This is a genomic window from Vibrio sp. 1069 (assembly GCF_033340555.1).
Genome location: NZ_JAWOWP010000010.1, coordinates 101,413 through 127,406 on the forward strand (window position 1 = coordinate 101,413; position 25,994 = coordinate 127,406).

The 25,994-nt window shown below is 43.5% G+C and carries 24 protein-coding genes and 1 tRNA gene; 7 read left to right on the forward strand and 18 right to left on the reverse strand.

Going from position 1 to position 25,994, the window contains the following annotated elements:
• Nucleotides 1-134 precede the first annotated feature (134 nt).
• The 3 genes from R7040_RS15720 (at nt 135) to R7040_RS15730 (ending at nt 2,827) form a co-directional block, all read left to right on the forward strand.
• Complete coding sequence (locus tag R7040_RS15720; RefSeq protein ID WP_045589061.1) at nt 135-764, forward strand: hypothetical protein; 630 nt, start codon at nt 135-137, stop codon at nt 762-764.
• A gap of 44 nt (nt 765-808) precedes the next feature.
• The gene (locus R7040_RS15725; protein ID WP_130193433.1) at nt 809-1,213 is read left to right on the forward strand and encodes a hypothetical protein; all 405 of its coding nucleotides are present in this window, start codon (nt 809-811) and stop codon (nt 1,211-1,213) included.
• 855 nt (nt 1,214-2,068) lie between these two features.
• Nucleotides 2,069-2,827 (forward strand): metallophosphoesterase, encoded by a 759-nt coding sequence (locus tag R7040_RS15730; RefSeq protein WP_053809108.1) that lies wholly within the window; start codon nt 2,069-2,071, stop codon nt 2,825-2,827.
• Nucleotides 2,828-3,330: 503 nt separating this feature from the next.
• Here the strand turns inward: R7040_RS15730 and R7040_RS15735 are convergent.
• Nucleotides 3,331-6,015 carry an ankyrin repeat domain-containing protein gene (locus R7040_RS15735; RefSeq protein WP_318096906.1) on the reverse strand — a complete coding sequence of 895 codons (2,685 nt, stop codon included), beginning with the start codon at nt 6,013-6,015 and terminating at the stop codon, nt 3,331-3,333.
• A 129-nt stretch (nt 6,016-6,144) separates the two neighbouring features.
• On the opposite strand from R7040_RS15735, the gene R7040_RS15740 reads away from it, so the two are divergent.
• Both R7040_RS15740 and R7040_RS15745 read left to right on the forward strand, forming a co-directional pair.
• Entirely contained in the window at nt 6,145-7,062 is a 918-nt protein-coding gene (locus R7040_RS15740; protein WP_273992128.1) for a viperin family antiviral radical SAM protein, read from the forward strand.
• Between the two features lie 86 nt (nt 7,063-7,148).
• The gene (locus R7040_RS15745) at nt 7,149-7,766 is read left to right on the forward strand and encodes a deoxynucleoside kinase (protein WP_317410218.1); all 618 of its coding nucleotides are present in this window, start codon (nt 7,149-7,151) and stop codon (nt 7,764-7,766) included.
• A 190-nt stretch (nt 7,767-7,956) separates the two neighbouring features.
• Here R7040_RS15745 and R7040_RS15750 read toward each other — a convergent pair whose 3' ends face one another.
• Nucleotides 7,957-8,331, reverse strand: a complete 375-nt coding sequence (locus R7040_RS15750) for a hypothetical protein (RefSeq protein WP_250155558.1) — start codon at nt 8,329-8,331, stop codon at nt 7,957-7,959.
• A 472-nt stretch (nt 8,332-8,803) separates the two neighbouring features.
• Nucleotides 8,804-10,096: a tyrosine-type recombinase/integrase gene (locus R7040_RS15755; protein WP_213967338.1), complete on the reverse strand. Its 1,293-nt coding sequence runs from the start codon at nt 10,094-10,096 to the stop codon at nt 8,804-8,806.
• 175 nt (nt 10,097-10,271) lie between these two features.
• Here R7040_RS15755 and R7040_RS15760 point away from each other — a divergent pair.
• Together R7040_RS15760 and R7040_RS15765 are read left to right on the forward strand one after the other, a co-directional pair.
• A tRNA-Ser gene (locus R7040_RS15760) sits at nt 10,272-10,336 on the forward strand.
• Nucleotides 10,337-10,499: 163 nt separating this feature from the next.
• Nucleotides 10,500-12,191, forward strand: coding sequence for a class I SAM-dependent methyltransferase (locus R7040_RS15765; protein WP_182016617.1), 1,692 nt, complete (start codon nt 10,500-10,502; stop codon nt 12,189-12,191).
• A gap of 94 nt (nt 12,192-12,285) precedes the next feature.
• On the opposite strand, the gene R7040_RS15770 is transcribed toward R7040_RS15765, so the two are convergent.
• From R7040_RS15770 to R7040_RS15840, 15 genes are read right to left on the reverse strand one after another with little or no spacing between them, the layout of a single operon-like run.
• Complete coding sequence (locus R7040_RS15770; RefSeq protein WP_182016615.1) at nt 12,286-13,509, reverse strand: beta-ketoacyl-ACP synthase; 1,224 nt, start codon at nt 13,507-13,509, stop codon at nt 12,286-12,288.
• Nucleotides 13,506-14,231 (reverse strand): 3-oxoacyl-ACP reductase FabG, encoded by a 726-nt coding sequence (gene fabG / locus R7040_RS15775; protein ID WP_182016613.1) that lies wholly within the window; start codon nt 14,229-14,231, stop codon nt 13,506-13,508. The genes R7040_RS15770 and fabG overlap by 4 nt, the downstream gene beginning before the upstream one ends.
• Complete coding sequence (locus R7040_RS15780) at nt 14,228-14,692, reverse strand: hotdog family protein (RefSeq protein WP_017634799.1); 465 nt, start codon at nt 14,690-14,692, stop codon at nt 14,228-14,230. The genes fabG and R7040_RS15780 overlap by 4 nt, the downstream gene beginning before the upstream one ends.
• Entirely contained in the window at nt 14,685-15,872 is a 1,188-nt protein-coding gene (locus R7040_RS15785; protein ID WP_054578011.1) for a beta-ketoacyl-[acyl-carrier-protein] synthase family protein, read from the reverse strand. The genes R7040_RS15780 and R7040_RS15785 overlap by 8 nt, the downstream gene beginning before the upstream one ends.
• 20 nt (nt 15,873-15,892) lie before the next feature.
• Nucleotides 15,893-16,504, reverse strand: a complete 612-nt coding sequence (locus R7040_RS15790; protein WP_054578010.1) for a DUF3261 domain-containing protein — start codon at nt 16,502-16,504, stop codon at nt 15,893-15,895.
• Nucleotides 16,501-18,843, reverse strand: coding sequence for an MMPL family transporter (locus R7040_RS15795; RefSeq protein ID WP_064376296.1), 2,343 nt, complete (start codon nt 18,841-18,843; stop codon nt 16,501-16,503). The genes R7040_RS15790 and R7040_RS15795 overlap by 4 nt, the downstream gene beginning before the upstream one ends.
• Nucleotides 18,815-19,435, reverse strand: a complete 621-nt coding sequence (locus R7040_RS15800; RefSeq protein ID WP_064376295.1) for a LolA family protein — start codon at nt 19,433-19,435, stop codon at nt 18,815-18,817. The genes R7040_RS15795 and R7040_RS15800 overlap by 29 nt, the downstream gene beginning before the upstream one ends.
• Nucleotides 19,435-19,881 carry an acyl-CoA thioesterase gene (locus tag R7040_RS15805; RefSeq protein WP_064376294.1) on the reverse strand — a complete coding sequence of 149 codons (447 nt, stop codon included), beginning with the start codon at nt 19,879-19,881 and terminating at the stop codon, nt 19,435-19,437. The genes R7040_RS15800 and R7040_RS15805 overlap by 1 nt, the downstream gene beginning before the upstream one ends.
• Nucleotides 19,881-21,434: an HAL/PAL/TAL family ammonia-lyase gene (gene hutH / locus R7040_RS15810; RefSeq protein ID WP_064376293.1), complete on the reverse strand. Its 1,554-nt coding sequence runs from the start codon at nt 21,432-21,434 to the stop codon at nt 19,881-19,883. Before hutH ends, R7040_RS15805 begins: the two co-directional genes overlap by 1 nt.
• Nucleotides 21,418-23,124 carry a glycosyltransferase family 2 protein gene (locus R7040_RS15815; protein WP_165935336.1) on the reverse strand — a complete coding sequence of 569 codons (1,707 nt, stop codon included), beginning with the start codon at nt 23,122-23,124 and terminating at the stop codon, nt 21,418-21,420. Before R7040_RS15815 ends, hutH begins: the two co-directional genes overlap by 17 nt.
• A complete protein-coding gene (locus R7040_RS15820; RefSeq protein WP_132936503.1) occupies nt 23,117-23,485 on the reverse strand; it encodes a 3-hydroxyacyl-ACP dehydratase in 369 nt (122 codons plus the stop codon). Before R7040_RS15820 ends, R7040_RS15815 begins: the two co-directional genes overlap by 8 nt.
• A gap of 10 nt (nt 23,486-23,495) precedes the next feature.
• On the reverse strand, nt 23,496-24,896 hold the full coding sequence (locus R7040_RS15825; protein WP_213967342.1) for an AMP-binding protein: 1,401 nt from the start codon (nt 24,894-24,896) through the stop codon (nt 23,496-23,498).
• Nucleotides 24,897-24,900: 4 nt separating this feature from the next.
• Nucleotides 24,901-25,461 (reverse strand): hypothetical protein, encoded by a 561-nt coding sequence (locus tag R7040_RS15830; protein WP_132936505.1) that lies wholly within the window; start codon nt 25,459-25,461, stop codon nt 24,901-24,903.
• Complete coding sequence (locus R7040_RS15835) at nt 25,461-25,718, reverse strand: acyl carrier protein (RefSeq protein WP_025766966.1); 258 nt, start codon at nt 25,716-25,718, stop codon at nt 25,461-25,463. The genes R7040_RS15830 and R7040_RS15835 overlap by 1 nt, the downstream gene beginning before the upstream one ends.
• Before the next feature lie 15 nt (nt 25,719-25,733).
• Nucleotides 25,734-25,994, reverse strand: a complete 261-nt coding sequence (locus tag R7040_RS15840; RefSeq protein ID WP_005382278.1) for a phosphopantetheine-binding protein — start codon at nt 25,992-25,994, stop codon at nt 25,734-25,736.

Here is a 25,994-nt window from a genome sequence, read left to right on the forward strand (position 1 = left end):
GGTGAGACTATTTTTGGGGCTATTGGTATAACTGCCCCAAATTATCCCCCGATGAGTTATTAAACATCTCCCTAGATATTGGATGAGGTGTTTTGATATCAGCAAAACCAGCAAAACCAATAAGAGGAATTCTCATGGCGATTAATCGAAGATACACACCTCAAGATTCGCTGACGATGAAACAAGTAGCCAAGCTTGTTCTAGTTACCTATTGTAATTCGCCTGATTATAAGGACGCAGCAAGAGAACAGGTTGACCCTAAATTTAAATTGCAGGAGACCGTCGTGCAACAGATTTTAGGAATGCCATTATCTGATCAAGATAGAAAACAAATCGTGCGAGAGCTTAACTTACTTGGTTGGGAAGTAGCAATAAACTCATGCTACTGGCTGATTTTTACTATCAGGGACATCCACCTCTGGCATGATGCTGGAACGTTTGTAGATCAATCTCTATTGGATGCTCTCCTCTCGAACCCAGAACCTCATCCTCTAGGTCTAACTTGCGGAATGGATGTTACGGCAAATGAAGTAGCCAAATTTAATGGTTATAGCGAAACAGACATTATTAATGAACTGGCTCAGAACTGCTATCACAAGGCTTCTGATGAGCAAATCGATGAGTTTGAGGCTACGGGAGATGCATCGGTGCTCGGTATTGAAGACGATGATCAGTTGCCTCTTGATACATTTACCTTCTGGCAATACGTTGATTTCTATCTTGCAAAAAAAGGACTCAATCGATTCGCACCTCTAATCCGCTAATGTTGTTAACAACGCCCCATTTTTGGGGCTTTAAGGTTGACGGAATGAACTTGACCACGTTACACAGACCACGTCTTACATCACAGGTAAACCATCTCTATGACTTACTTGAAAGGCAAAAACAGAATTCCCTGAAACTAGAAGAACAAGTTACATTACTGGAGTTTCAGTTGGATTTGCTCAAGCTAAATCAGCAGATAAGCACGGTAGACCAGCTCGGATTAACCCCAGAAGCCCTACACTTAAACAAACACCTCCGCCGACGAATTTTTTTATTCAAAAAGCAGTTTAGTGATGTTGCCACCACTGAGCTATTTCGCAATAAACTACCCAGCGAAAAGTTCGAACAAGTCTTGTTTCTACTTATTGAAACGCTAAACCAAAATATCGATACGTTAGAAATCAGTGGGTGCGTTTCTGTGAAAGAAAGCCGCTACGATACGCTTTGATGTGATGTATACCTCTTTATCATAGCCACTGTTCTTCCGACGATTTAAATTGGTATTGATCTTACTAGAAGCCCTTGAGCGCCTATTTCCCACCAGCTCAGTTTGATTTTAACAGTTACACCTATCTATTTATTCTATTGGCGCAGAGTTATCTAGACTACAGAGTTTTGCTCTGTAGTTTTCTAGTGCGCCGAGCATGGTGTCAACCTAGGAGGCGAAAGTCCTCTACGTGCCTTGTCGAGCAGGAAACGTTAGCCTATGCAAGGGTGTCCATCGTGAGGTGGAATCTGAAGGAAGCAAATGGCAAAACATAGCTTTGACGAACAGAAATCTGGTAGTAGGCATAGTCAACTTGGGTAACCTAGCTAGAGATAGAATAGCCCGAAGTCTCGAACAGAAGTGTGATTATGTAAACCAGGCAGAGCTATGGGAAAGGGTGGCATCTTACCTCGGGGCAAAGCGGTGAGTGGGGGGAGCAATTACTAAGGAAAACTAGTGAGTTGAAAAGCAACTGAGAAGAATTTCTTCCTAGTTGTCGTACGTAAAGGGGGAGCTTCGTGCTAGGCGAAGTCAATCTGGTACGTTGATGTCGAGTAGATGACGCTTGTTACTGAACGATTTAAGAGGATGCAAAGAACAGCTTCATTTATCGTCGATAATCACAACACAGTCAGGTTTCAGTTAGCTTTCCCCTCTAGGTACAGTCGAGTCCTAGCAAGTTTTTGGGTAGAGATAATGTATGAAATAAGCTGTTTTACAATCGGGCTTAATAGTTTTGGCAACAGTTAAACGACAACCAATGATTATTGTGTATTATCAATCGCTGTAATCAGTAAGGTTTATAGCGAGGTACACATGAAGTTCATTCCAGTAAGCGACCTACACCTAGATATCAATAACATCAGACGTGATACATGGATTGACTTCGACAAAGATGCCACCCTTATTATTGCGGGTGACGTGTCTAATGCACTACACGGAGTCTCTTATATTAAGCGTATCCTTTGTACACACTTTAAAAATGTTGTTTTAATCAGTGGTAATCACGAGTGGTATTCAAACAAATGCAAAGAGTCAGTGACAAACATACCATACGCTTCTGCCATAAAGCATTCACCGATCCCTCGCTTAAAAAAACATGCAGACGAAACGCCAAACCTATACTTCTTGGATAACGAAATGGTCGAGATTGATGGCACCAAGATCTACGGTGGGACATTGTGGTTTCCGCTACTCTCTTTGAATAAAGAAGAGCAATACAATTACGAACTACTAATGAACGATATGAATTTCTTGAACAATAGATTGGTCGATGAAATGCACCATGCCTTCATCGATAATATGCCTGAAAAGGTAGATATCGTTGTGTCTCACCACCTACCCAACAAAGCTTCATTTGCTAGAGAGTCAGACGCTAATAGCCGATACGCCCCTTTCTATCATGCCAATTTAAGTGATGACATTATTAATAGGGCTAAAGTTTGGATAGCTGGTCACCAACACGAGCCCATTGAAAAAATGATTGGTAATGATGTGCTCTTTATTTGCAACCCAAAGGGATCTGGTCCTCTTAAGCCAGGAAAGATGAATAGCAAATCCTACAACGTTAATTAACGTACAGGCCCCTCCTTGTCGATGCACAAGGCTAAAATTGTAGCAAACAAGCTTAGAGTTGTTGCAATAGCAATCACTATTTTTAATTGCATCGAATCTTACCTTTAGCGGCTTAGCAATTTTGGCCACAGTAGTTAGAGTTCTATACATTAGGAAAGGTAATACAAACTGCGATGATTGAAATTACGTTCAATTGCGCGTTATCTAACTTTGTGGCAGCTCTGAGCTAGCTACACCAATTAGCTCGAAGATGGACATTTTTAATTTACGTCGACGGACTAACTTTCACCCTATTAATAACTTTTAGTATCCAAAAGCATAATCAGGCACTGCTTATCACTGTTACAGAGATTCAAGAAAATGAACAAAAACTTCCATCTTCAACCAGTTGTGTTAGATTCATGTTATGCACTTTTTCAGCATAATATGCAAACCATCCTTATAAATACTTGTACCCTGAAATAAATTTCAACTCAAATCGAAACTTATAACTAAATCTACCGTTAAAAAACCTCTAAGATTTTCTTATAAGTCTCGTGTCTGGCAATACTACGGCCTTCAGACAAGAGAAAGTTCTTCAGAACGTCGTAAGCTAGCGGATTATTGGCAATTTCTCTGGCCAATTGCTCAGGTATTATTCCTTTTGAATCTTCAATCTTTAGTAGCTCAGGTCTCTTTTCAATTAATAGTTCAATTATAGGCAGATCGCCCATGCGAGTAGCCGTATGTAACGCTGTTGCACCTTCTTCGTTAATTAACGTTGCATCACAACCATGCTCTAGTATGAGATAAGCTGATTTTAAACATCGACTAGCTGCTGCTGCATGAAGGGCTGTTCTACCCGTGAAATCTTGAAGATTCGGATCTGCGTTAGCCTTCAACAATGCTTTTACCGTTTGATAATCTTTGTTGTTTGCAGCAAACATCAAAGGCGTCTGATACTTAAAGTCTGTAATATTAACGATTTCTGGCCATAATTCGATGATTTTCCTGATGCCTGTAACCATCGCACTAAATACATTACTAATTTCATTAGCAATATCGACTTGTACCATCTGTTTATAATAATTTAATTTAGTACGCATTTCATAGCTCATCTTCATCATTAGCAAAATGATGCTATCTGCTTGTGGATATTTCAGTTGTTTCTTTTTTAAAGCTTTGTGTTTTTTAAGTACTAGCTCAATAGAATATCCATTTTTTATACACTCTGCGAAATCACGACTAAACTTTTCCATATCGCTAGAACAAGAAGAAAAAAGCGGTTGATAGTTAGGATAGCATTGATACAACTTGTCCCAAAAATACTCATGTAACTCACGAGAAACGTCATAAATATTAGATTCTCCTTTCAGTCCGCCCCAGTAGTACATGTCTCTAAAGTACTTTTCGTGATTATTAGGAATGAGTTTTTGGTTTGCTATAGCCAATGCGAATGCATCTCTAGCTAACAATCCTCTAAACTTTCCAAAGCTGTATTTCTTACATTCATCGATAGCCAAATTAAGATTTTTTTCTGCTTCTTTAAGCTTATTCTGTGCAATATAATGAAGTGCTTCATAACGTAGTATATTTGCTTTTGAAAATTCAAAATCATCACAGTTTTTCGCCTCATCTAGTAAAGCAGATACCTTTTCTTCGGTTTTTGAACCAAACTTCTTAAGGAGTAGATGAGTTTCTAGTTCAAATAATATTCGCCTCATCGACTCTGTAGGCGTGGCTTCTAGAGATTTTAACCTTTCAACAATCATTTCACCTATATTAGGATTTGAATATTGATTCATCTGAACGATTCTAGCCCCATATACTAGCTCAAAATCATCAATATTCTGTAATTGTTTAAATGGAGCTTTGTTTTGTTTTAGCTTATCTATTAAAACATCTCTACGCATAAGGTGATTGTTTGAATAATCACCTTCTTCTTTTATAAGTTTACACATTTTTTCAAATTCATCTTGAGACGTAGGAAAGACATTATCTAATATATCCTCTTCTCCAGAACGGCTAAAAATACAATTAATTCTATCTAAAGTACTCCATGGGATATCGTGTTCATTGTCTGAGGTAAAAAGTCGCAATAAATCATACCTATAAAAAGAAGGAAATTGCTCTTCAAAATACTTATTTTCCGCATGGTCTCCTAAACTTCCCTTTTGAATATGGGCTTTAAAAGTCATATTATATACGTAGTTGTAAAGTTCAACTAATTGGAGTGTTTTATTTTCATTTAAGTCAAAACATAGCTTATCGACTCCAGGTGTTAAATACTTAACTAATTGCTCATACCCCTCTTGAATAGCTCTGGCTATCAGCAACCTCATACGTATCACTTCAGAGCTTGGTGCCTGATATCGTACTTTTAGTTTCTGTACAAAATCTTGCTGCTCCGCTGCTGGGCATTCACTCCTTAATATTCGCTTTAAGTCTTCACAAGAAATATCTATTTCATGCTGTAAGTCATCATAAGACAAACCTTTTTTTTCAATAAAATCTAGAGCCTGTTCAAATTGCGAAGACTTTTCATCAGGCTCAAAACAGCCACCAAACTGTATATTCACTTCGTCCGAAAACGTTTTCTCGATACTTGATATTTCAGGAGTACTCTTGGATTTTTGCCAATTGTAAAGGTTCCTTAATACTTTTTCGTATTTATCCACACTATCTAGATCGTTGTTTAAATTATTAGCAATAGATGTTTTGGTGTTTTGGATTAAGTCGATAAGCCAATTCAAGACTTGCGGTACAGGGAGAAGAAGTTGCGTAGGTTCAATCGGAGAATCTACGGCTGGAAGATACCAAAACCGCCCGCCAGGCATACCTTCATCCATTTTTGATTCAATTTGCCAAAATACCGTATGTCTCGCTAGAGCTGGTATGATAACCCTGGCTAAATAATGCCAAACGATTTTTCTTTGTGACGCCTTTGAAGAATAAACATTAAGCTCGATGTTCTTATGCATCAAGTAATCGTCTGCAACATTGGAGATCAGATCTTTTTTCGCTCTTTCATCAAGCCCTAAAGCATCCGCTATATCACACAAAATACTTTCCCAAGTATTAGATAAATTATCCATCGTCATCTCGACATATCTAAACTTGCTTTTCGATTTTGAAGTCATCTGTCCATTAGCGCCAAGCGCTTTAGCAATCTGAAGAAGTACCGATTCGAAGGTTGGAAAAGTAGCCACTGAATGTCCTTTTATTGTTTCGTTTCCCGCTAGAAAAAGAAAATTGAGGGGGGGGGATTTTGCTTTTCATTTTTCTACAGAGCCGATTTTATCATACTGAAGCCATCTGAATACCTGAGAATAAAAAGCATGACAACAGCACAATCTAGAAAAACAAAAGAACTGGTAATCAATTGGCACATGACAGAAGTCTGCAATTACAGTTGTAAATACTGTTTTGCAAAATGGGGACGCCCCAAAGAACTCCATCGTTCAGAACAGGCAATCGCTAACTTATTGGATAAGCTAGCAGACTACTTCATCAAAGGCACTCCAGTCTTAAAAGAAAAGCTGGGGTACGAAAGTGTTCGTCTTAACTTTGCAGGAGGGGAACCAATGATGTTAGGAAATACGTTCGTTACCGCTTTGGTTCTTGCAAAACAAAAAGGATTTAAAACCTCAACCATAACTAATGGACATTACCTAATTCATGGAAAATCACCGTTGCCGAAAGATACTTTAGACATGATTGGAATCAGCTTTGACAGTCAGTACTTAAGTACACGTATGAAAATAGGAAGAAACGATCGAAAAGGAAACTCTCTTGGTGTTAATGATTTAACATATGCTCTAGCGAGCCTCACACAGTCACAAACAGGAATCAAAACAAAGATTAATACTGTAATTAACAGTCTTAATTGGGAAGAGGATTTCTCTAATTTAATTTCTAGTCTAAATCCATACAAATGGAAAGTATTACAGGTCATGCCTTATGGTGATAATGAACTACTAATTTCCAAAGAACAGTTCGATAATTTTGTTCATAGACATAGTGGATTAGGGTTACCTATGTATTCTGAGTCTAATTCTACTATGACAGAATCATACTTAATGATTAGTCCAGAGGGTTGCTTTTACCAAAATACTGCCAATAAATCTGGGTATAAATACAGCGAATGCATTAATTCATGCGGTGTGGAAAAAGCTCTTTCTCAAATAGAGTTTAATCCAATTACGTTTGCTTCAAGATATAAAGAAACCAATATAGACATTGTAGAAATATCATAAAATCTATTAACAAAAATAAAATAAATAAAACTAGGTTCCTTATTATAGGAGCTATAAATAATCACAAAACATTAGATGAGGAACAAATGAATAAATTTATCGTTTTTGAAGGGTTAGATGCATGTGGAAAAACAACATTAAGCTCTCTATATGCGAAAGAAATGAATACTATCGTTCATAATGCGGTAGTCCCTGAAGCTCATAATCTAAGAAAGGTCATTGACTCCTATGAGTCAAAAGAGAGTGCATTTCTATTTTTTTTGTTAAATAACTTATTGAAGAGTAACGAGGTTTCGAAAGTATTAAAAGATGAAGATATCATATTAGACAGATATGTATTTTCAACTTTGGCTTACCAAACAATTATGCTTGGGGAAGATATTGTAAAAAATATTTTTGACACACTTAAAATTAATAAAAAAATACTTCTTCCAGAAGTGATAATTTTTGTTAAAGCTGATATTGAAACAATAAACAACAGAATAGAGACCAGAGGTGGCACAGTTCAGTGGTACGGCGATGCAGTTACGCAAAATAATAGTGTTGAATCAGCATATCACAAAGTTTTTAAGTGGTTTGATATTCCAATTGTAGAGGTCGATACATCAGAAAAATATGGCCGTTCGGTAGAAGAAAATTACCTACTAATGAAAGATCAGGTCGAGCACGTTCTTTCGGGAGGGAGTAATTTGTACAGTTTCTAGTTCAATATCTCTCGGTGATATTGCATGAATATGCAGACGCAAATTACTTGTAAAGAAAGCCGTTTCTGCTTATGTTTGGAAGAAAGTGAGGACTACTGCTCCGTGATCCGACATAAGCAAATGTAAGGTGAGATTCTAGCTAAATTTAACTGCGATTTATTGCGCAAACTCATAAAGGGGCATTTTCGAGTCACAGAGTCCGCGCTCCCATTTGTGATAACCAAGCTTGCTTGGGGTGATTAACCTTCCTCTTTCCCCTAAAAGGCGGCGCAATGTATCCCCAATTTGAACATCTTGAGAAATATATTACGTAATCAATCTGTGCATTCTGCCATTGGTCAGTAACAACGGTGTTTTCATCAAAGCATTCTACTGACTTTACTTGAATTCGGTAGAATTTGTTCCCGTCAGAAATAAGCACATCGGTCTTCATGCCATGATCGATCATGGGCATAAATACTTCCCAACCATCTTGCAATAGCCAGCTTGCCAATAGGGTTTCGTAAGAGATGCTTTTGTAGTGTTTTTTAGCTTCAGAAGAAGTGTGGAGTGTTCTTACAGGCATAGTAATATCCTAATTACATGCTGAGTGTCTTTTTAGCACAAGACAGCCAGCGAAGCCTCCCTTATAGGATAACTTCAATTAGGATTCACAATGGCTCTATTGAGATCTCATCAACTAGTAATGGGAGCTGCCCCTAGTCTTCTACCTGTTTGGTTACCTTGACTATTAATACTAGTGTTCACGTAGCGTGAGTGAATCGGTCAGTGTTCATATTAAAATAAACAAAGATCCTGATTTCGTCAATTTAACTAATGGCGAGAAAGCTTCACTAGACAGACAAACTGGCAGGAACCCAGAACAATAGACACCACACTGATTAGAAAATGTAGGTCCAACGACTTTCCGCAAAGTTTGATGGAAAAACATCCTGAATTGAAAGGGGTCAAAACCGTGTTTACTATGAGCTGGCACTTAATAAAGATCACATTGGATGATTAGTCCAATGTGTATAAAGAGCTAGATAGTTGGAAAGTTATATGTCATTTGCGCACTTGAGCATGCCTAGACGTTCATTCAATGCCTTTTCCCAAGCTTCCAAGGCAGCTCTTTTTTCATCTAGGTATTCATACATATCGTAGTGTTTTGAGGAAACATCAGAGAATGCGTGACCTTGTATGCGATCTCGAATTTCTTTTGACAGCTTTATTGTCGCACCGAGAGTTTTTACTGTTCTTCTAAAGTCTCTGCCGATGAAAGGTCTAATCTCTTTTGTTCGGGATTTATAAGTTAAGAGCGCTTGAGCAATTGTGTTTGTGGGCATGTGCTCAAGATGTTCCGTTTTCTTATAAAAGACGTATGGACTATCTTGGGTTGCATTATCCTTTAACTCTTGAAGGATTTTGATCGCTGTTGTGGTCAAGGGAATCACGTGGGGAATGTTAGTTTTAAAGTTGCCTTGTTGAACAGTTAGGTACTTATCTTTGAAGTTAATATCACGCCACTCAAGCGTTACGATTTCGTATGGTCGCTGCCCTCCAAGATAGAAGCAAAGTTTTATTACTTGGCGAGTTTGATAAGCTAAATCGAGGTCTTCATATCGATGATCCATATCCCAGAGTAGTCGTTCGACTTCTTCCCAGCTTAAGAAATGTGTCCCCGCTTTTTCTGCCCACGTCTGCTTAGGTATGTCTGCGATAGGATTTCCTGAAATACCAAATTTTGTATTACGGTTTTTGTAAGCAGGATCACTGTCATAGAAGCGACCAAAGTTGAAAGCGGCATGAAGGATAGAACGTATTTTGTTGCTTTTAGCGGCATACCCAGCTTCAATCGGAACCGCTAATATGTAGATAAAATCTTCAGCTTTAAAATCCTTCGCCTTACGTTTGATATCTAAGTAAGGAAATACGTTATCTACAATTTTTTTCATTTCATCTTGATAAGTTCGCTTTCCTTCAATTCTCTTGTGTTCAGCATGGAGTGTGATTAATTGCTCAAAGCTACCAAGTTCGTTTGCTTCACGCTCTTCTCGAGCTTTTTCTTCAGCTCGGTACTTTAGCTCGGCTTTTGGGTCGATTCCTTGAGATAATAGGTCACTGTATTCTTTGCACAGATCACGGGCATGGGAAAGGGTCATACCTGGAAATTTCCCAAGAGATATAAATTGAGCTTTTGAGTCTTTGAAGTAGCGGAACTTAAAGTTGATTGAACCCGAGGGCATGACTTGAACTCCGAGACGACCTTTGCCTCTCTCACCTGATTTGTCCCAAGTGTAGTAAGGAGACTTTCTTGGTCTTAGTCCTTTAACTTCTTTAACGGTTAACATGCGCACCTTCATACAAAACAAGAGTAACTTGACTAACATTAAAACTAGTCAAGTTGTTAGTCAAGTAAGGTGGTGGTTTAGTGTAGTTAAATGTAATCGTAAATGATATGGTACTTGAGATTTAGTTTTGTAAGTTATTGATTTTTATTACTTATGTAATCTTGAGTAATTAAATGCGACTCTGTAACAACATCACTTCTAAGGATGTGGTCATTGGTTCGAATCCAATAGGGCGTGCCATTTATTCAAAAGCCCCGATAACTCTTTGAGTTGTCGGGGCTTTGTCGTTTTTAGGTTTTTGGCTGTAATTGCCACTCTATCTACAACTTTTGAATGGCATTCTAGCCATTGCAATTTCTAGCAATTAATATGGACGCATATTAATTACCTTTCGTTAACCTTTATGCCTGCCACTTCTAACTTTTATGACCGATACGCCGACTCTTTCGCGAAGCAATACACATCGATCCAGTTTGAGGATGTCCACGCGAGTTGGAGAGTCTTCTGGCCCCAGGCTGGAGATCGTGTGTTAGATGTTGGCGCGGGCTCTGGTCGAGACGCTAAATGGATGGCTGAGCATGGGTGTGAAGTTGTTGCGATTGAGCCTGCTCAAGCACTTCTAAGGCTTGGTAAGTCTTACTGTGGCGATTCCGTTACTTGGCTTGAAGATGCATTACCTAAGCTTGAGAAAACCATTAATCTTGGCTTTCGCTTCGATTTAATTCTTGTCAGTGCGGTATGGATGCATCTTGCGCCTACGCACCGTGAACGTGCATTTCGCAAACTTGCAAATTTGTTAGCGCCTAATGGTCGATTGGTGATTAGCCTTCGTCACGGTGACTTTTCTGACGGTCGTAAAGCTTATCCCGTATCGGTTGAAGAGCTCGAAAAGTTTGCAAAGAATAGCGCTTTAATGGTGAGAAACGTATCTCTCGATGACGATCAGTTAAAGCGAACGGGTGTATCTTGGCAAACTGTAGTGATGTCTTTGCCTGATGATGGTTCCGGTGATCTGAATAAGGTTCGCCACATTATCGTCAATGATTCCAAATCGGCTACCTATAAGCTCGCACTACTACGTACTTTACTACGTATTGCAGACGCTCATTCTGGTGCAGTGGTTGATCGCAGCGAAGGTAAAGTTGCAATCCCATTAGGATTAGTTGGCTTATATTGGATTCGTCAATTTAAGCGTTTAATCGATAAAGAGAACATCCAGCAAAGCTCGAACTCGTCTAAAGGGCTAGGTTTTATAAAGCCCGATGGCTGGGGCAGACTTTCCCATTTAAGTCCTGATGATCTTGCTATAGGCACGACATTTTTTGGTGAAGATGCAGTGGCGCTTGATAAAGCGATAAAAGACAGCTTAAAAACCATAAAAGATGGTCCCGTCACTTTTACCTATCAAGGTGATAAATCAAACCCTTACTTTGAAATGATTCGTTCAGCTAAGAAGCCAAAACGTTCAATTGTTGTGGATAGCGAGTTCCTCGAAGGTTATGGGCTGTTTGTGTTGGATGAAAGCCTTTGGGATTGTTTTCGATTGTATAACTCTTGGATTGAGCCGCTGGTGGTCAACCAATGGATTATGGAAATGCAACGATTTCGGTCTAATCAAGAGCGGGGTATTCCACTGCAAACGTATCATGATTGTTTGGTCTGGATTGATAAAGACCATGATACGCGAGTCGTGCGAAAGAGAATTGAACAGTTGAAGCTCAGCCATTGCGACATTGTCAGTGTATGGAGTGGAAGCAAATTACGAAATGAGTATCACGTTGATCACTGTTTGCCATTTGCTTATTGGCCCAACAATGATAAGTGGAACTTACTACCAACATCTAAGGTTGAAAACCTAAACAAGCGTGATCGTATTCCTGCTAGCTATCGATTAAACGCATCCAAGCCGCGAATTTTGGATTGGTGGCAGTTAGCTTGGGGAGAGACGGATAATTTGAGTCGGACGTTTTTTACCGAGGCTTCATTGTCGCTACCTAATGTGCCTGCATCTTGTCAAGATTTTGAGCATGTCTTTGAAGCGATGGGATTACAAATTCGTGGTGTTAAAAGTCGCCTTTGTATCGCGGAATGGTAATGTCTTGTTTGCCGTTACAGCGTGATATATGAACCTGATAGGCAACCAACAAAAAAGCGCTGGTTAACCAGCGCTTTTGCATTTACTAAGGGCATTACATCTTTTTAAAGATGATGGAGGTGTTGATGCCGCCAAAGGCGAAGTTGTTACTCATCAAATATTTCACGTCCAGCTCTCGACCTCGTCCGGCGATGTAGTCTAAATCACCACATTGCTCGTCGAGGTTTTCTAGGTTGAGCGTTGGGTTAAACCAACCTGTGTGCATCATTTCTAAACCTAGCCACGCTTCAATCGCGCCACAGGCGCCTAGTGTGTGGCCAAAGTAGCTCTTGAGTGAACTGATTGGCACTTTGCCCAGAGCATTCGCTGTTGCGTTGCTTTCCGCAATATCGCCGCGGTCGGTGGCAGTGCCGTGAGCAGATACATAGTCGATCTTCTCAGAAGGAATGCCCGCGTTTTGCAAAGCCATTTCCATACAGATTTGCATGGTTTCCATCTGTGGTTGAGTGACGTGTGCGGCATCGCAGTTGCTGGCAAAACCGATGATTTCTGCATAGATTTTCGCGCCACGAGCGACGGCGTGTTCGTACTCTTCCAGAACCAGTGTTCCCGCACCTTCACCAATCACCAAACCATCGCGATCGGAGTCATAAGGTCTTGGTGTGCTTTTCGGGTCTTCATTCTTTAGACTGGTGGCAAAAAGGGTATCGAAGACAGCAGATTCCGTTGGGCACAATTCTTCAGCGCCACCAGCAACCATCACCGTTTGGTAGCCGTGTTTGATCGCTTCGTAGGCATAGCCGATTGCTTGGCTGCCAGAAGTACATGCACTGCTGGTTGGGATCACTCGGCCTTTCAAACCGAAAAATAGACCAACGTTCACTGCCGTAGTATGCGGCATCATCTGCACGTAAGTCGTTGCGGTGATCGCTTTAGTGGTTTTCTCATTTAGCATGACACCAAATGCACCGATTGCGTCGGTACTGCCTGTTGATGAGCCGTATGCGATACCCGTTTGACCGTTGGTTAGCACGTCGTTACCAATCAAACCTGCTTGGCTTAGTGCGTTTTCTGTTGCGACGGTCGCCAATTTGGAAACACGCCCCATGCCGCGTACTTGCTTGCGCTTGTAGTGCTTTGGCAGTTCAAAATCTAAAATGGGTGCCGCGAGCTTGGTGTTCAAACCATCATACTGTTCGTAAGAAGGCATGTATTGCGTCGCGTTCTGGCAGTCACGCAGTTTTGGCTCGACAGATTGCCAATCGTTACCAAACGCAGTCACGCCTGACATTCCGGTTACAACAACTCGACGGCTCATACTAGGCCTCCGTTTACCGAAATGACTTGGCGAGTTACATAGCCTGCGATGTCAGACATAAGGTAACTGACTAAACCAGCAACTTCTTCTGGCTCTCCCATGCGGCGCAAAGGAATTTGCGGCATCGCGTGTTCTTTCACGTGTTCGTCTACCATGCCTGTGTCGATAAGCCCTGGAGCAACGCAGTTGACGGTGATTTTGCGTTTTGCCAGTTCAAGCGCGAGTGATTTTGTTGCACCAATTACGCCCGCTTTCGCTGCGCTGTAGTTAGTTTGACCACGATTCCCCATTAGGCCAGAGACTGATGCAAGGGTAACAATTCGGCCGCCTTTGCGCTTTTGCACCATTGGCATAACACAAGGGTGAAGAACGTTGTAGAAGCTATCTAAGTTGGTATGAATCACACCATCCCATTCTTCTTCGGTCATCGCAGGGAAAGCGGTATCTTTTGTGATGCCAGCGTTGTTTACGACGCCATAGTAAGCGCCGTGTTCGGCGATATCGGCTTCTAGCTTCTCACGACAATCTGCACGGTCACTGATGTCGAATTGGATAAGACGACCGCTACCACCATGCTGTTCGATGGTGTTTAGGGTGTCTTGCGCGCCTTGTTGATCGCCCATGTAATGGATAATGACTTGGAAACCATCTTTGGCTAATTGAACGGCAATGGCTTTACCGATGCCTTTGCTGGCACCTGTAACGAGGACTTGTCGGGTCATTGTTGACTCCTGATTTTCATTTCTTGTAATTTTTCTTCTGATGGAACGTAAACGTTCAATTGGCAAGTCGCTACAACAGTTCCTTGTAGCTCAATACGGGCTGAAAAAACCGCCATACCGTTATCTTCCATAACTTTTTCAGCATACACATCGAGCACCTGTCCGCGAGAAAACGTATCGCATTCAGACGTGTATCGACGGCTACCAAGCAAAAAGCCAATCGGTGGCGCTTGTTCCTTCATTAATGCGTGGTAACCAGACCACGCCGCGACAGATTGCGCCATAAACTCAATGCCAACGTAAGCTGGCACAGTTTGAGAGGCCGAGTCGAAGAACGGGTTGTGTTCTGCGATATCAACCTGGCAGTGAATCGTATCTTGTTGAACATCCAAAGCACGATCGACCAAGATCATTGGTTTGTCGTGTGGCAAAAGTTGTTCGATGGGAGGAAGTTTAGTCATGAGCGTAACCAAAAATAAGACTAATATTATTGCCACCAAAAGCAAAAGAGTTGCTGAGAATCGCTTTGTTACCCAGTTTGGTTGGCGTCTCAACTAACGATATATGGATATCGTCTGCTTTGGTTTCGCAGTGTTGTATTGGCAAATCAAGGTTGTACTTGAGAATATGCCAAGCGATCGCGGCTTCCGTTGCACTTGCTGCGCCTAATGTGTGTCCGGTAAGTGGCTTTGTCGAGCTTACGGGAACGGAGTCACCAAAGCAGCGATGAATGGCTTTGCTTTCCATCGCATCGTTTAACGGCGTTGCTGTGCCATGCGCGTTGATGTAACCAATGTCTTGCGCTGTAAGTCCTGCATTGGCCAACGCTTTTTTCATCGCTTCTTCTGCGCCTAACCCTTCTGGATGTGGTGCGGAAATATGGTGTGCGTCTGAGCTGTCGCCAGCTCCGAGAAGAGCAACGGGCGCAGGTGTTTTGCTTAGCAACATTAATGCTGCGGTTTCACCGATATTGATGCCGTTGCGATGTTGGTCAAACGGCTTACAAAGGGTATCGGATAGAGCTTCTAAACCGTTAAAGCCGTTTAGTGTGAGGCGACAAATGGTATCCACACCACCCACAATAACTGCATCAACAATGCCAGAGCGAATCAGGCGTTGCGCGGTTAAAAAGACACGGCCACTAGAAGAACAGGCGGTTGAAACTGAGTAATGTGGGCCGCTCAAATCAAAGTAGGCGGCAATAAAATCGCTGCAGTTGCCAAGCTCTTGTTTGGTGTAATGGTAGTCGGCAGGAAAATTACCCTTTGCCAGCTTTTCACCAAATGCGATTTCGCCATCTGAAATGCCAGATGTGCTGGTGCCGATCACGACTGCGATACGGTCACGACCATATTTAGCAATGGCGTCACGCACGTCGCCTTCGATTTGCTGCAAAGCCGAAAGTGCGAGGCGGTTGTTTCTCGTATCAAACTGGCTGAGTGCGGGTGGTAATTGCGGTAACGTCTGTGCGATTCGACCGATTACTGTTTGGCGGCCTGAATTTAAAATATCTCGGTCAACCACCATGTTGGATGGCTTCGCTCCCGATAAACACTGGTGGATGAGCGCATCATCTTGTCCCATGGCAGAGTGAAAGCCACAGGCCTGAATATACAAAGGTTGAGAAGAGCGAATAGGCATATTGTTATTCTAAATTGTTCTTAATTAATCTGATGTTGCAGTGTTTGAATAGAAATTGAAAACTGATGTTTGAGGTGATGAAAATCAATCTTACCCTCTAACTTGTTAGAAGAGCTGTATTGAATCTCAATGATCTTTTCACCGTCGCTATCAAAGATGGCGCGAGAATTATTTTTATCAATAATTCGCCACCTTACCTCATTTAACGATCCTTCCCAAGCGGAACTCGGCCAGAGCGTGATCATCAGGTTAAATAATACCTGTTCTGGCTGCGGTAGCGAACCTTGTAAACCGTTGAGCACTTCGGTTTGAATTTGTTCTCCATCGTAAGACAGTGAGAGTACTCTTGTCCCCCAGGATGAAAAGCCTGCCAACACCACTTCGTTGTTGGTCACTTGCAGTTGTACCGGAAGTTGCTCAGATGTGGTTTTACCATCTATTGCCCAAGAAGCCGTAATTAACTGACTGGCAGACAACTGATAGCCCAAGCTTGCGGGAGTGGGCAAGCTAACTTGGGTGTGCTCGGCAATGTCGACCAGAGGCGTCGATTGGTGAGGGACCAAGCTGCATGCACTTAAAAACAGACTCAGTACGATTAACGTCGCGCAGCGAAAAGCATGGTTAAAAATCATGACGTCGTTTCCTCTGTTTTAATCGCAATCGGAGAGAGCAGCCAAGCAACAAAAATACCACTTAACACCGTAATGCCGAAACTGTGAATCGCGTGAGTTTGGCTGAGTGATAGCAACCCAAATGACAGCACAGTGGTTATTGCCGAAAGGGTGATCGCCAATAGTGTGCTCACGCTGCGGGCTTTCTCGGCAAAGAACAGAGTGTAATCGATCCCGATACCAAGAATGAGCACCAAGCCAAGCAAGTTGAATAGGTTTAATGTTGTTCCCATCGCGACTGCCGTTGCCAGACCGCAGGCGCAAGCAATCAATGATGGCAGTAAAACTCGCCAACTGTGTTGCAGACCGTACCGCTTGATTAATACCAGAAAGATCACAGCACTGGCGGCTGCCAATAGTTCCATGATTTTGATTCGGTATTCACCAAATAGGGCGGATATTTCCTCAGCTTTGTTTAGATAAACAACATCAGACTGCGATTTGGCAAATGCCTTAACAACGGCGGAGTCTTGCAATTGGTTTAACACCACTACCGTTGCAGATTTTCCTTTGATCTTACCCAAATGGAGAAAACGCACAGGCGCTGATACTGGGTTTTGCAAGTACTGATCAACCGTGACAGGGATAAAGTCGGCGTCCATTTTAGGCTTTTTACTTAAGCTCAGTCCGGAAGCTAGTGGGCTGGATTGTGTCGCGTAAAGATCGCGAATCAATTGATAGTCTTGTTGCTGACGCTCCACCGAGCTCAAGTAGCGGCTCAGACTTTGGTAGCTTTCGATGGTGCTGTCCGCTTTCCACGCTTCTAATGTTGGCGTCAAAGACTCCAGCTTTTTCATTAGGTTTTCGTCATCGTCGGCGGTAACGACCAACATTTGCTGCGAAGATTGCATGCCACTAAGCGTCGTAATCAAGGTTTCTTGCTGCTTGAGATCGTTCGGCATCGTTTGCAGTAGACGAATGTCGTCATCGTAGTTCAATTGCAGCAAGAAAAAGCCACTCGCAACCACACATAACATCGGCAATCCGACTTTAATTCGAGGTTGATTCCAAAGCGTTAACCATTTCGCCAACAGTGATTGTCCCGGTAATGTCGAAATGGATCGCGATGGGTTACGAGCCAGTATCGGATACCAAGCCACCACGGTGACGTAAGCGGCAATCAGACCAATGGATGAAAACAGAGCAAGCTGCTGCAAACCAGGAAACGGTGCCACTAACATGCCCAAATAGCCGATCAAGCTGGTGATTAAGCCAAGTGTGATAGCTATGAAAATATGCTTTAATCCTTGCTCGCTATCCCATTCATTTCCCGCCGCAAGACGTTCGGTTAGGTAGTGGAATGCGTAGTCGATAGACACGCCGATTAAACTTGCGCCAAACACTAAACTGAACAGATGGACTTTTCCAAAAATCCACGTTGTCACTGACAACGCAACGAGCAAACCAATGGTGATGGAAAGCAGTGCCAGAGACAGCGGCATCACACTCCGAAAGACCAGCAAGAACAATGCAATGATACCGAGTAGAGAGAATACACCGATGGTGCTGATCTCCGATTTTGCACTTTGCGTACCAAAGTCGGCGTAAAATAGAACGCCAGTATGTGCGACTTCAGCGCCATATTTCTGCGCGACGCTTTGTTCTAGCGCTTGAATATCAGGGACTGCAAGCTGCCCAGTTAGGCTATAAGGCGAGTCTTTTAGTTCGGCAGTAATAAGCAAGTATTGAGCATCGCCTTTTTCGACGGACAGATAGCCGTTATCCAATCGGAAAGAGGACGATTGCTGGGTAACTTGGCTTAAATAATCACGAAATAGCAAGAAAGGGTCATTTTGTAACTCTTGCCCAGTCACCCCAGAAAACGGGTTGTACAGCGACTGAATCACATGCTGCACTTGCTGTTCTGGATTTTGGCTTAAACGCTCTCGTTGTTCAGGCGTCAGCAATTGGAAGCGGTGCTTAAAGTAGTAACTCGCCCAAGCTTGCTGTTCTTGAGGTGAGATTTTTCCTACCACATCGCGAAAATGATTACTTTGGCGTAACCCCTTATCAAATTCAGCGGCCGCTGCAAAAAGGGCATTTTTGTCCGGCGCTGTGATCACGAAAATGACTTTGTCGCTCATACTTGCCGAGACCGACTCAAAGGCTTGCTCAGCCACCGGGTTTTGTTGGTTCTTCGGCAGCAGTTTTAAAATGTTGGTCTCAATCGGAGATTCTGCACTCCAAACCCATTGTTTGAGTAGCAACGCGCCCGCTAAAACAACGAGATTGAGCCAAACCAGAGCAAAGGTGTGAGTGCCAAGACTGAGTTTAGAAACGGAATTGAGCGTCTTCGGCATCCGTGAGTTCCTGAGGTAGAGAGGTCTGGTTCGTAAACGTGATTTCGGTTTTATCGCCGCGCAGCTCTTGTAGGGTTAGGCGATCAATGTGCGTTTTACCGGAAAGAGTGATGGATTGAAACACCGCATTTAATGGCGACTGTTTGGGCACTAAAACGAGCTGCCAATGATTGTTCTCAACTGAAAAATCGAGTGTGAATTGTTCTTGCAGTGCAGAAGTATCCCCGTGGAACACGGATAAAAACACATGGCTAAAGTAGAACGCCATTGGGTTTTCTTCTGCAGAGATCGTTTTCGGAGCTTGGTCGGCAAAAGTCTGACGAAGTTTGTTTTCCGTCAATACCAAATTGACTGCGAAAGGTTCTGTTTGTTGCCACAACAAGCCATGTGTTTTGCTCAGTGTGAACTGACCTTTAGAGGTTAAAGGTTGACTAAACATTTCCAGATGACGCTGCTGCGTAAAATCTCCGCGTACGATTTCATGCTGAGACAACTGCTGTTGAAGCGACGCCAAATCCGTTACGTTTGCTGTCGGTGTGGCCAGTGCTGGAACAGAAAATATCAACAAAAAAGAGAGTAACCACTTTTGCATTAGTTCCGGCTCCCATGGTTGTGCCATTGCTCTACTTTATCTAAAAAGACTGCTGGAGACACAAAGCACATCTCTTGCTTTTCAATGGATACGGCGACTTGCGTTGTATGCGCTTTGCACATACGTTGATTCGTTTCGGCGTCGTAAATCACGTAATCCACACGTAAGCGGTTTTCCCACTCCGTGAGTTGCGCGGTAATACGAATGGTGTGATTAAACGGAATCGCCTTCACGTATTTAACGCGCGTATCGATGATCGGCCACATGTACCCAGAGTCTTGCATATCGCGATAGCTGTATTGGAGCTTCTCCATCAGCACACGACGCGCTTCTTCAAAATATCGAAAGAAGTTGCCGTGATAAATCACACCCATCGGGTCAGCATCTTGGAATGAGGTGACCATAGTCACCTCCGCTTCTAATGGGTAGAGAACCTGCTCTTGCATTATACCTCCACGTAGAGTGGCCAATGACGTTGCTGAATGCGTTCAATGAAATGACGCAAATCTTGTTCTAACGGGCGATCTTCAATCACAAACTCAAACTCGCTCAGTACGGCGTCACGAATTACTCGCAAACTCTGACTCATGTGGTGTTCGTCCAATTCGTTATGACGGCGACGAATCTCAACCGCTTGAACGCTTGCTAGGAGTGAAGCCGCAGCAACTTGCTCTGTTAACTCAAGTACGCGTAAGCAATCACGAGCCGCGATGGTGCCCATGCTCACTTTGTCTTGGTTGTGACATTCGGTTGAGCGAGAAAAAACGCTTGCTGGCATGGTGTTTTTCAACGCTTCTGCCGTCCAAGCTGAGATACCAATCTGAACCGCTTTAAAGCCGTGGTTGATCGGTTTACGCTCGCCTTCTGCACCGGTTAAGTTAAATGGCAGGCCGTTATTGAACTTGTAATCCATCAATTGCGCCATCTGACGATCCAGCAAATCAGCTAAGTTGGCAATGTTCACTTTCAACGTATCCATCGCCATTGCGATATGACCACCGTAGAAGTGACCGCCGTGCAGAACGCGCTCATTGTCGCCATCGATGATTGGATTGTCGTTGGCACTATTTAGTTCATTCTCAATCAATTGACGTAGCCAAGGCAGTGAGTCTTGCACCATGCCAATGACGTGTGGCGCACAACGTAGCGAGTAACGATCTTGCAGTCGGTCGCTATTGCGTGGCGGACGCTCAGCATTGAGATCATCACGCAGCCAAGCCGCAACTTGCTGTTGACCAGGATGAGGTTTTACCGCAAACAACGCTTCATCAAAGTGGAAGTCATTACCTTGCATACCCACAGAGACCATCGCGGTAATCTTGGTGCACAGCTGCGTTAGGTATTCTGCGCGTTTGTAGGCAAGACAGGCGAGGGCAGTCATCACGGATGTACCGTTCATTAACGCCAAACCTTCTTTTGGTTTTAGGCGAATTGGCTCAATGCCCAGCTCTGCAAACACTTCTTGTGTTGGTCGCACATCGCCTTTGTAAAGCACTTCACGCTCGCCAATTAAGGTCGCTGCTAGGTAAGACAGAGGCGTTAAATCGCCACTTGCGCCCACAGAGCCTTCTTGTGGAATACGCGGCGCAATATCGTGATTGATAAGCGTAACGATTTGGTTCAACAGACCGTGAGACACGCCAGATACGCCTTGCGACAATGAACATAAACGTGTCGCCAACACCGCACGAGCTTGCTCATGAGAAAGGATTTGACCTAAGCCACAGCCATGGAAGCGCGTAAGGTGCAACGGAAGTTCATCCACAAGAGCAGGTGGAATCGCCACAGTGCATGAATCGCCGTAACCCGTGGTCACGCCGTAAATAACGCCTTCTTCCTTCAGTAATCGTTCCAGAAACGCCACGCCACGATCAATTTTCGCGGTAAATTCTGGCGAGGTGTTCATGTGTGCCTTTGCACCTTGAGCAATGGCAACGACATCTTCGATGGTTAAAGATTGGGCACCAAAAGTGATGTTGTGATTATTGTTGTTTGTCATGTGGCTGATTACTTAAAGTCCAGAAGTTAAAAAAGTTGTACCACTGTAACGGCGCTTGCAGTGTGTGGTGTTCTAATCTTTGTGCGTACTGTTGAACAACGTGTTCTAGTGCCTGCTGACGTTCCTTGCGCGGTAGCGTGATTTGGTCACTAAAGTGTTCAAAGTACACATTAAAATGCGGAGTGTTTGCTTCATCGTCGCGTAGGCCGAAGAGTAGATAAACCGGCGCTTTTAATACCGAGGCCAGCATGAATGGGCCTTGCGGAAATGGCGCTGGTTTACCAAGAAAATCTGCCCAAACGACACGATTTTCTTTGCTGGTAGAAGTGCGATCGCCAACGATCACCACCCATTCGCCTTGCTCGATTTTTTGTTGAAGCAGAATCGCGGTGTCTGGTCCCATTGAGCTGACTTGAATCAAATTCAGTTCCGAGTTTGGGTTTACCGCCTTCATTACCGCATTAAATTGTTCAGCGTGTTGGGTAAATACCAAGGCGTTGATTTTGACATGAGAGTGTCGACGACCAAGCGCGCGGCAGAGTTCGATATTGCCAAGGTGCGAGCCTAAAATGAGCACGCCTTGTTTTTTCTGCGCCATCTCTTCGAAATGATGCTGGCCGTGAATGGTTAGGTTATCGACGTTAAAGTCACCTTGCCAGGCAGCCAGTTTGTCGAGCATGGTTCGCCCAAAGGAAAGCAGATGATGATAGCTGTCCAACTGCTTTGGCAGTGCGATGTTCTGCTGCGCTGCGTAGTGCTGTAAGTTGTTCAGGTAAACCTCAGACGCTTCACGGGCAGATTTACCCGTGAAGTGGTAGTAGCGCATGACTAGCTTTAAAATCAGGTCGAACGCTTTTCTACCGAACAAGCGGTAAACCGCGAGCAAGGTTTTGATGCCTAAAATCGTGCCTTGTTCTTTTCGTTTCGACCAGTGGGCATTGCTGTCGTCTGTGTGACGGCGCTTTCTGGCGAGTAGCGAGGGTATACGCGGCAACATGCCAAAAAATAGGCGAGTGTGCATCCAGCTTATCTTGACGTTATCCCACAATGCGTCGAAGTGGGAAATGCCACCTTCAGGGTAGATCACGCGCGTTGGAACAAAATCAATATCGACGCCTTCCCAGTACATTCGCACCAGAATCTCGATATCAAAATCCATGCGTTTGCCGATGTTGTACTTGTTCAACACGGCGACCGTTTTCGCCACTGGGTAGGCGCGAAAACCGCACATGCTGTCTTTGATAGACAGTGACAAGGTTTCTATCCACACCCAAATGTGCGTAGCGTAGCGACCATACAGACGGGCTTTAGGTACGCTCGCGTCGTATATCGGTTGGCCAGAAATCAGGTTATCTGGTTTTGTTTCGCTGGCGCTGAGCAATTTTGGTAGTGCTTCTAGGTCGTGTTGACCATCTGCGTCGATTTGAATGGCGTGCGTAAAACCAAGTTGGTGAGCTTGATGTAGGCCAGCCATCACCGCGCCACCTTTACCTTGGTTTTCGCTCAAACTAATCAGTTTTATCAGCCCTTGCTCACTCAACGCTGAAAGCGCTTGTTTGGTGTCTTCATTGCTGCCGTCGTCCACGACAAGCACTGGCAAATCGAAAGAGGATAACGACGCAACCACGTCTGCAATTGTGCTGCCGTGGTTGTAGCAAGGAATTAAAAAGCAGGGACGGTAATCACTCACGTGACTCACCCAGTTTCATTTTGCCTGAAGAGTGAGTCACCAAGGTTTCACCGTTTTTCGATGTGTACTTAAAGGTCAATTTCTCGCGCTCATTGTCCCAAGAGAGTGAGAGACAAACGTCGGCGTTTGGCAGAATCGGCTCTTGAAATTTGATGACTTCCATTCCTTTAAATACCTTGGGAGTGTTCAAATATTGAACGGCGCAGAACAACGCCCAGTCAATTTGAGTGACGCCGGGTAAAAGAGGAAAGTGACTGAAATGACCTTGGAAATCTAAGATGTCAGCATCCACACGCAGCGAAAGCTCCGCGGTGTGGTCACTCACTTCAATATTCTGAATGGTTGGTTTTCTTTTATCCATGTTACTAGCTTTATTGGAATAGTTTTTCAATTTCAGCAACTTGGCGTTTGCCTTGGCTGTTCAATGGAATTTCGTCGACCACTCGGAATTTTCTCGGGATAGCGATCGGTTCTAGCCAATTGCGCAGTGCCTTGCGAAGCTCAAGCCAAAATTTGCCTTTACCAAGTTCATTAAGCACATCGCTGCCTTTATCGTTAAGTACGATGATCGAGACTAACGTGAGGCGACCAGATTCTTCCATTGGGATCACCACGCTTTCTTGAACCCACGGCAATTGCTCTAAACGTTTTTCCACTTCGACAAGGGAAATACGCTTTTCTTCGACTTTGACGATTCGGTCAGTGCGTCCACGCAATTCAAAAGAAATACTATCATGGAAATAGCATTCATCCGCAGTTTGGTACCAAGTGTTTTCATCAATGTGTGGCGAGCGGAGCTTTAAACAATTCTCATGGTTACGCTCGGCTTCAACACCAGGGAATAACGTCCAAGGAGTGCTGGCTACGTGCTGCTGACGGTAAGCGATGCCGCCGGTTTCTGTGCTGCCAAAAACTTCAATAGGAAGTGACCCAAACAACTGCTGGCTGTGCTGCGCCGCTTGGTTTGGCAAAGGGCCACCAGAAGAAAATACACACCGAATCGCAACCGGATTGTGCTCTTCACTGAGTCGTTTTAGTAACGCAGGGCTGCTTACTAGCGTGGTGTCAGCATCAGCGTGATGGACAATTTGCTCTGGGAACTCAAGGTTGTGTGCTGAAAATGGACGTGCAGAGCACAAAGGCCACAATACGCGGAACAGCAAGCCGTAAATGTGTTGATGAGAAACGGTGCTTTCAACGCGTGTGCTGGCAACCGTGTCGCCCCATAGGTTATCTAGAATAGAAACTTCGATGTCGAGCTGTTTCAGCGTTTTTGCAATGGCTTTTGGTGTGCCGCTTGAACCCGAAGTGAATAGCGTTACCGGTATTTCCGCCAGGTTTAATTCACGCCAAAAATAAGGTTGTTTGGCCTCTGACTCGTTAATCACGGTGGTTTCTAGCAATGATTGAGCTTCGATCAAAAGCGAGCTCACCAGTTCTGGAACCGAGACATCGGCATCATGCAGCAACAAATCGTAGTGCTCACTGAGCTCTTTGAGTGCTTCTGGTTGGTAATTACCAGGTAATACAATGGATTTTCCTGCATAACTACAAGCAAAAAAGCCAACGGCAAACAGGTAGCTGTTGCCAAAACACAACGCAATGTTTTGCGTTGGTTGGGTTTCTAACTGCTGAGCAAGTGTTGCGACGTGCTGCTGGAAATCACCCCACGTGATAACCGTGTCGCGCTCGTAAGAGACTGGGGATTGCTCAGACCTCTCTGCGATGAACAAGGTCGCTAGGGAGGTAAAGCTCGAATACGTTGTATTCATACGATTAGTGTTCCTTTCGAACAAATTGACGCACGATCCATTCTCCAGCGAACAAGCCACCAGCAAGTAAGTAGCTGATGAGGCCGTTATAAAGCGTCCATATTTTTACTGGTAGGAAACAGGTATAGAGTGCAACAGCAGCGTTGAGCGTAAAAAAGGCGCACCAAACCATCGTCACTTTGCGAGTGTAAGTCACGCCACTAGCCGGAAGGTCGGGTTCTTGCAAGCGAGCAAGCCTCTCTATGATCGATTGCGGCTGTTTTAAGCTCAGTCCAAATACACACAGCATACATACATTGACAACGACAGGGTAAAACTGAAGCCACCCATGTTGTTTAAACACCATGCCAAGCGTAATTAGGACAATGCCAACAGCGCCCGTAACGAGCGCCAAGAACTTAAACTCTTTTAGTGGGGTCTTATTTGCGACGAAAACACGCAAAAGTAACGCAGCAATTAACAAGCCCCCAACTAAGTTCAAGCCAAATTTATCTATACCGAAATAGACGGCGAAGGGGTAGGCAAACAGTACAATTGCAGACAGACCAGTCAGCAATTGGCGCATTAACTTTCCTTCAATAACTCAGTAACAGCGTTAACCACATCGTCGACGGTTCTTACTGTACTAAACTCTGCCGGCTTGATTTTTTTGCCAGTGACATTCTGTAGGTGTACGACCAAATCAACGGCGTCAATGCTATCAAGATCGAGATCTTGGTATAAGTGCGCATCTGATTGAATGTCGGCTGCATCAATTTCGAACAGCTCAACAAGCGCATCTTTAACTTGTTCAAATACTTGATCTTTATTTACATCAGTCATGAATATACCTACAACTTATTCATTAGTTTGAGAAGAAACGTATTTCGCTAGATTTGCTACAGACGCAAAGTGTTCGCGCGTATTTGAGTCGTCGGCATCAATAACGATGTTGTATTGTTTTTTTATTGCGAGTCCAAGCTCAAGCGCGTCGATAGAATCTAAGCCAAGTCCATCACCAAAAAGTGGTGCATCCGTTTCAATATCATCTACGGTTAAATCTTCAAGGTTTAAAGCATCAATAATAAGTTGCTTAATGTCGTTGTGTAACTGTTCCAC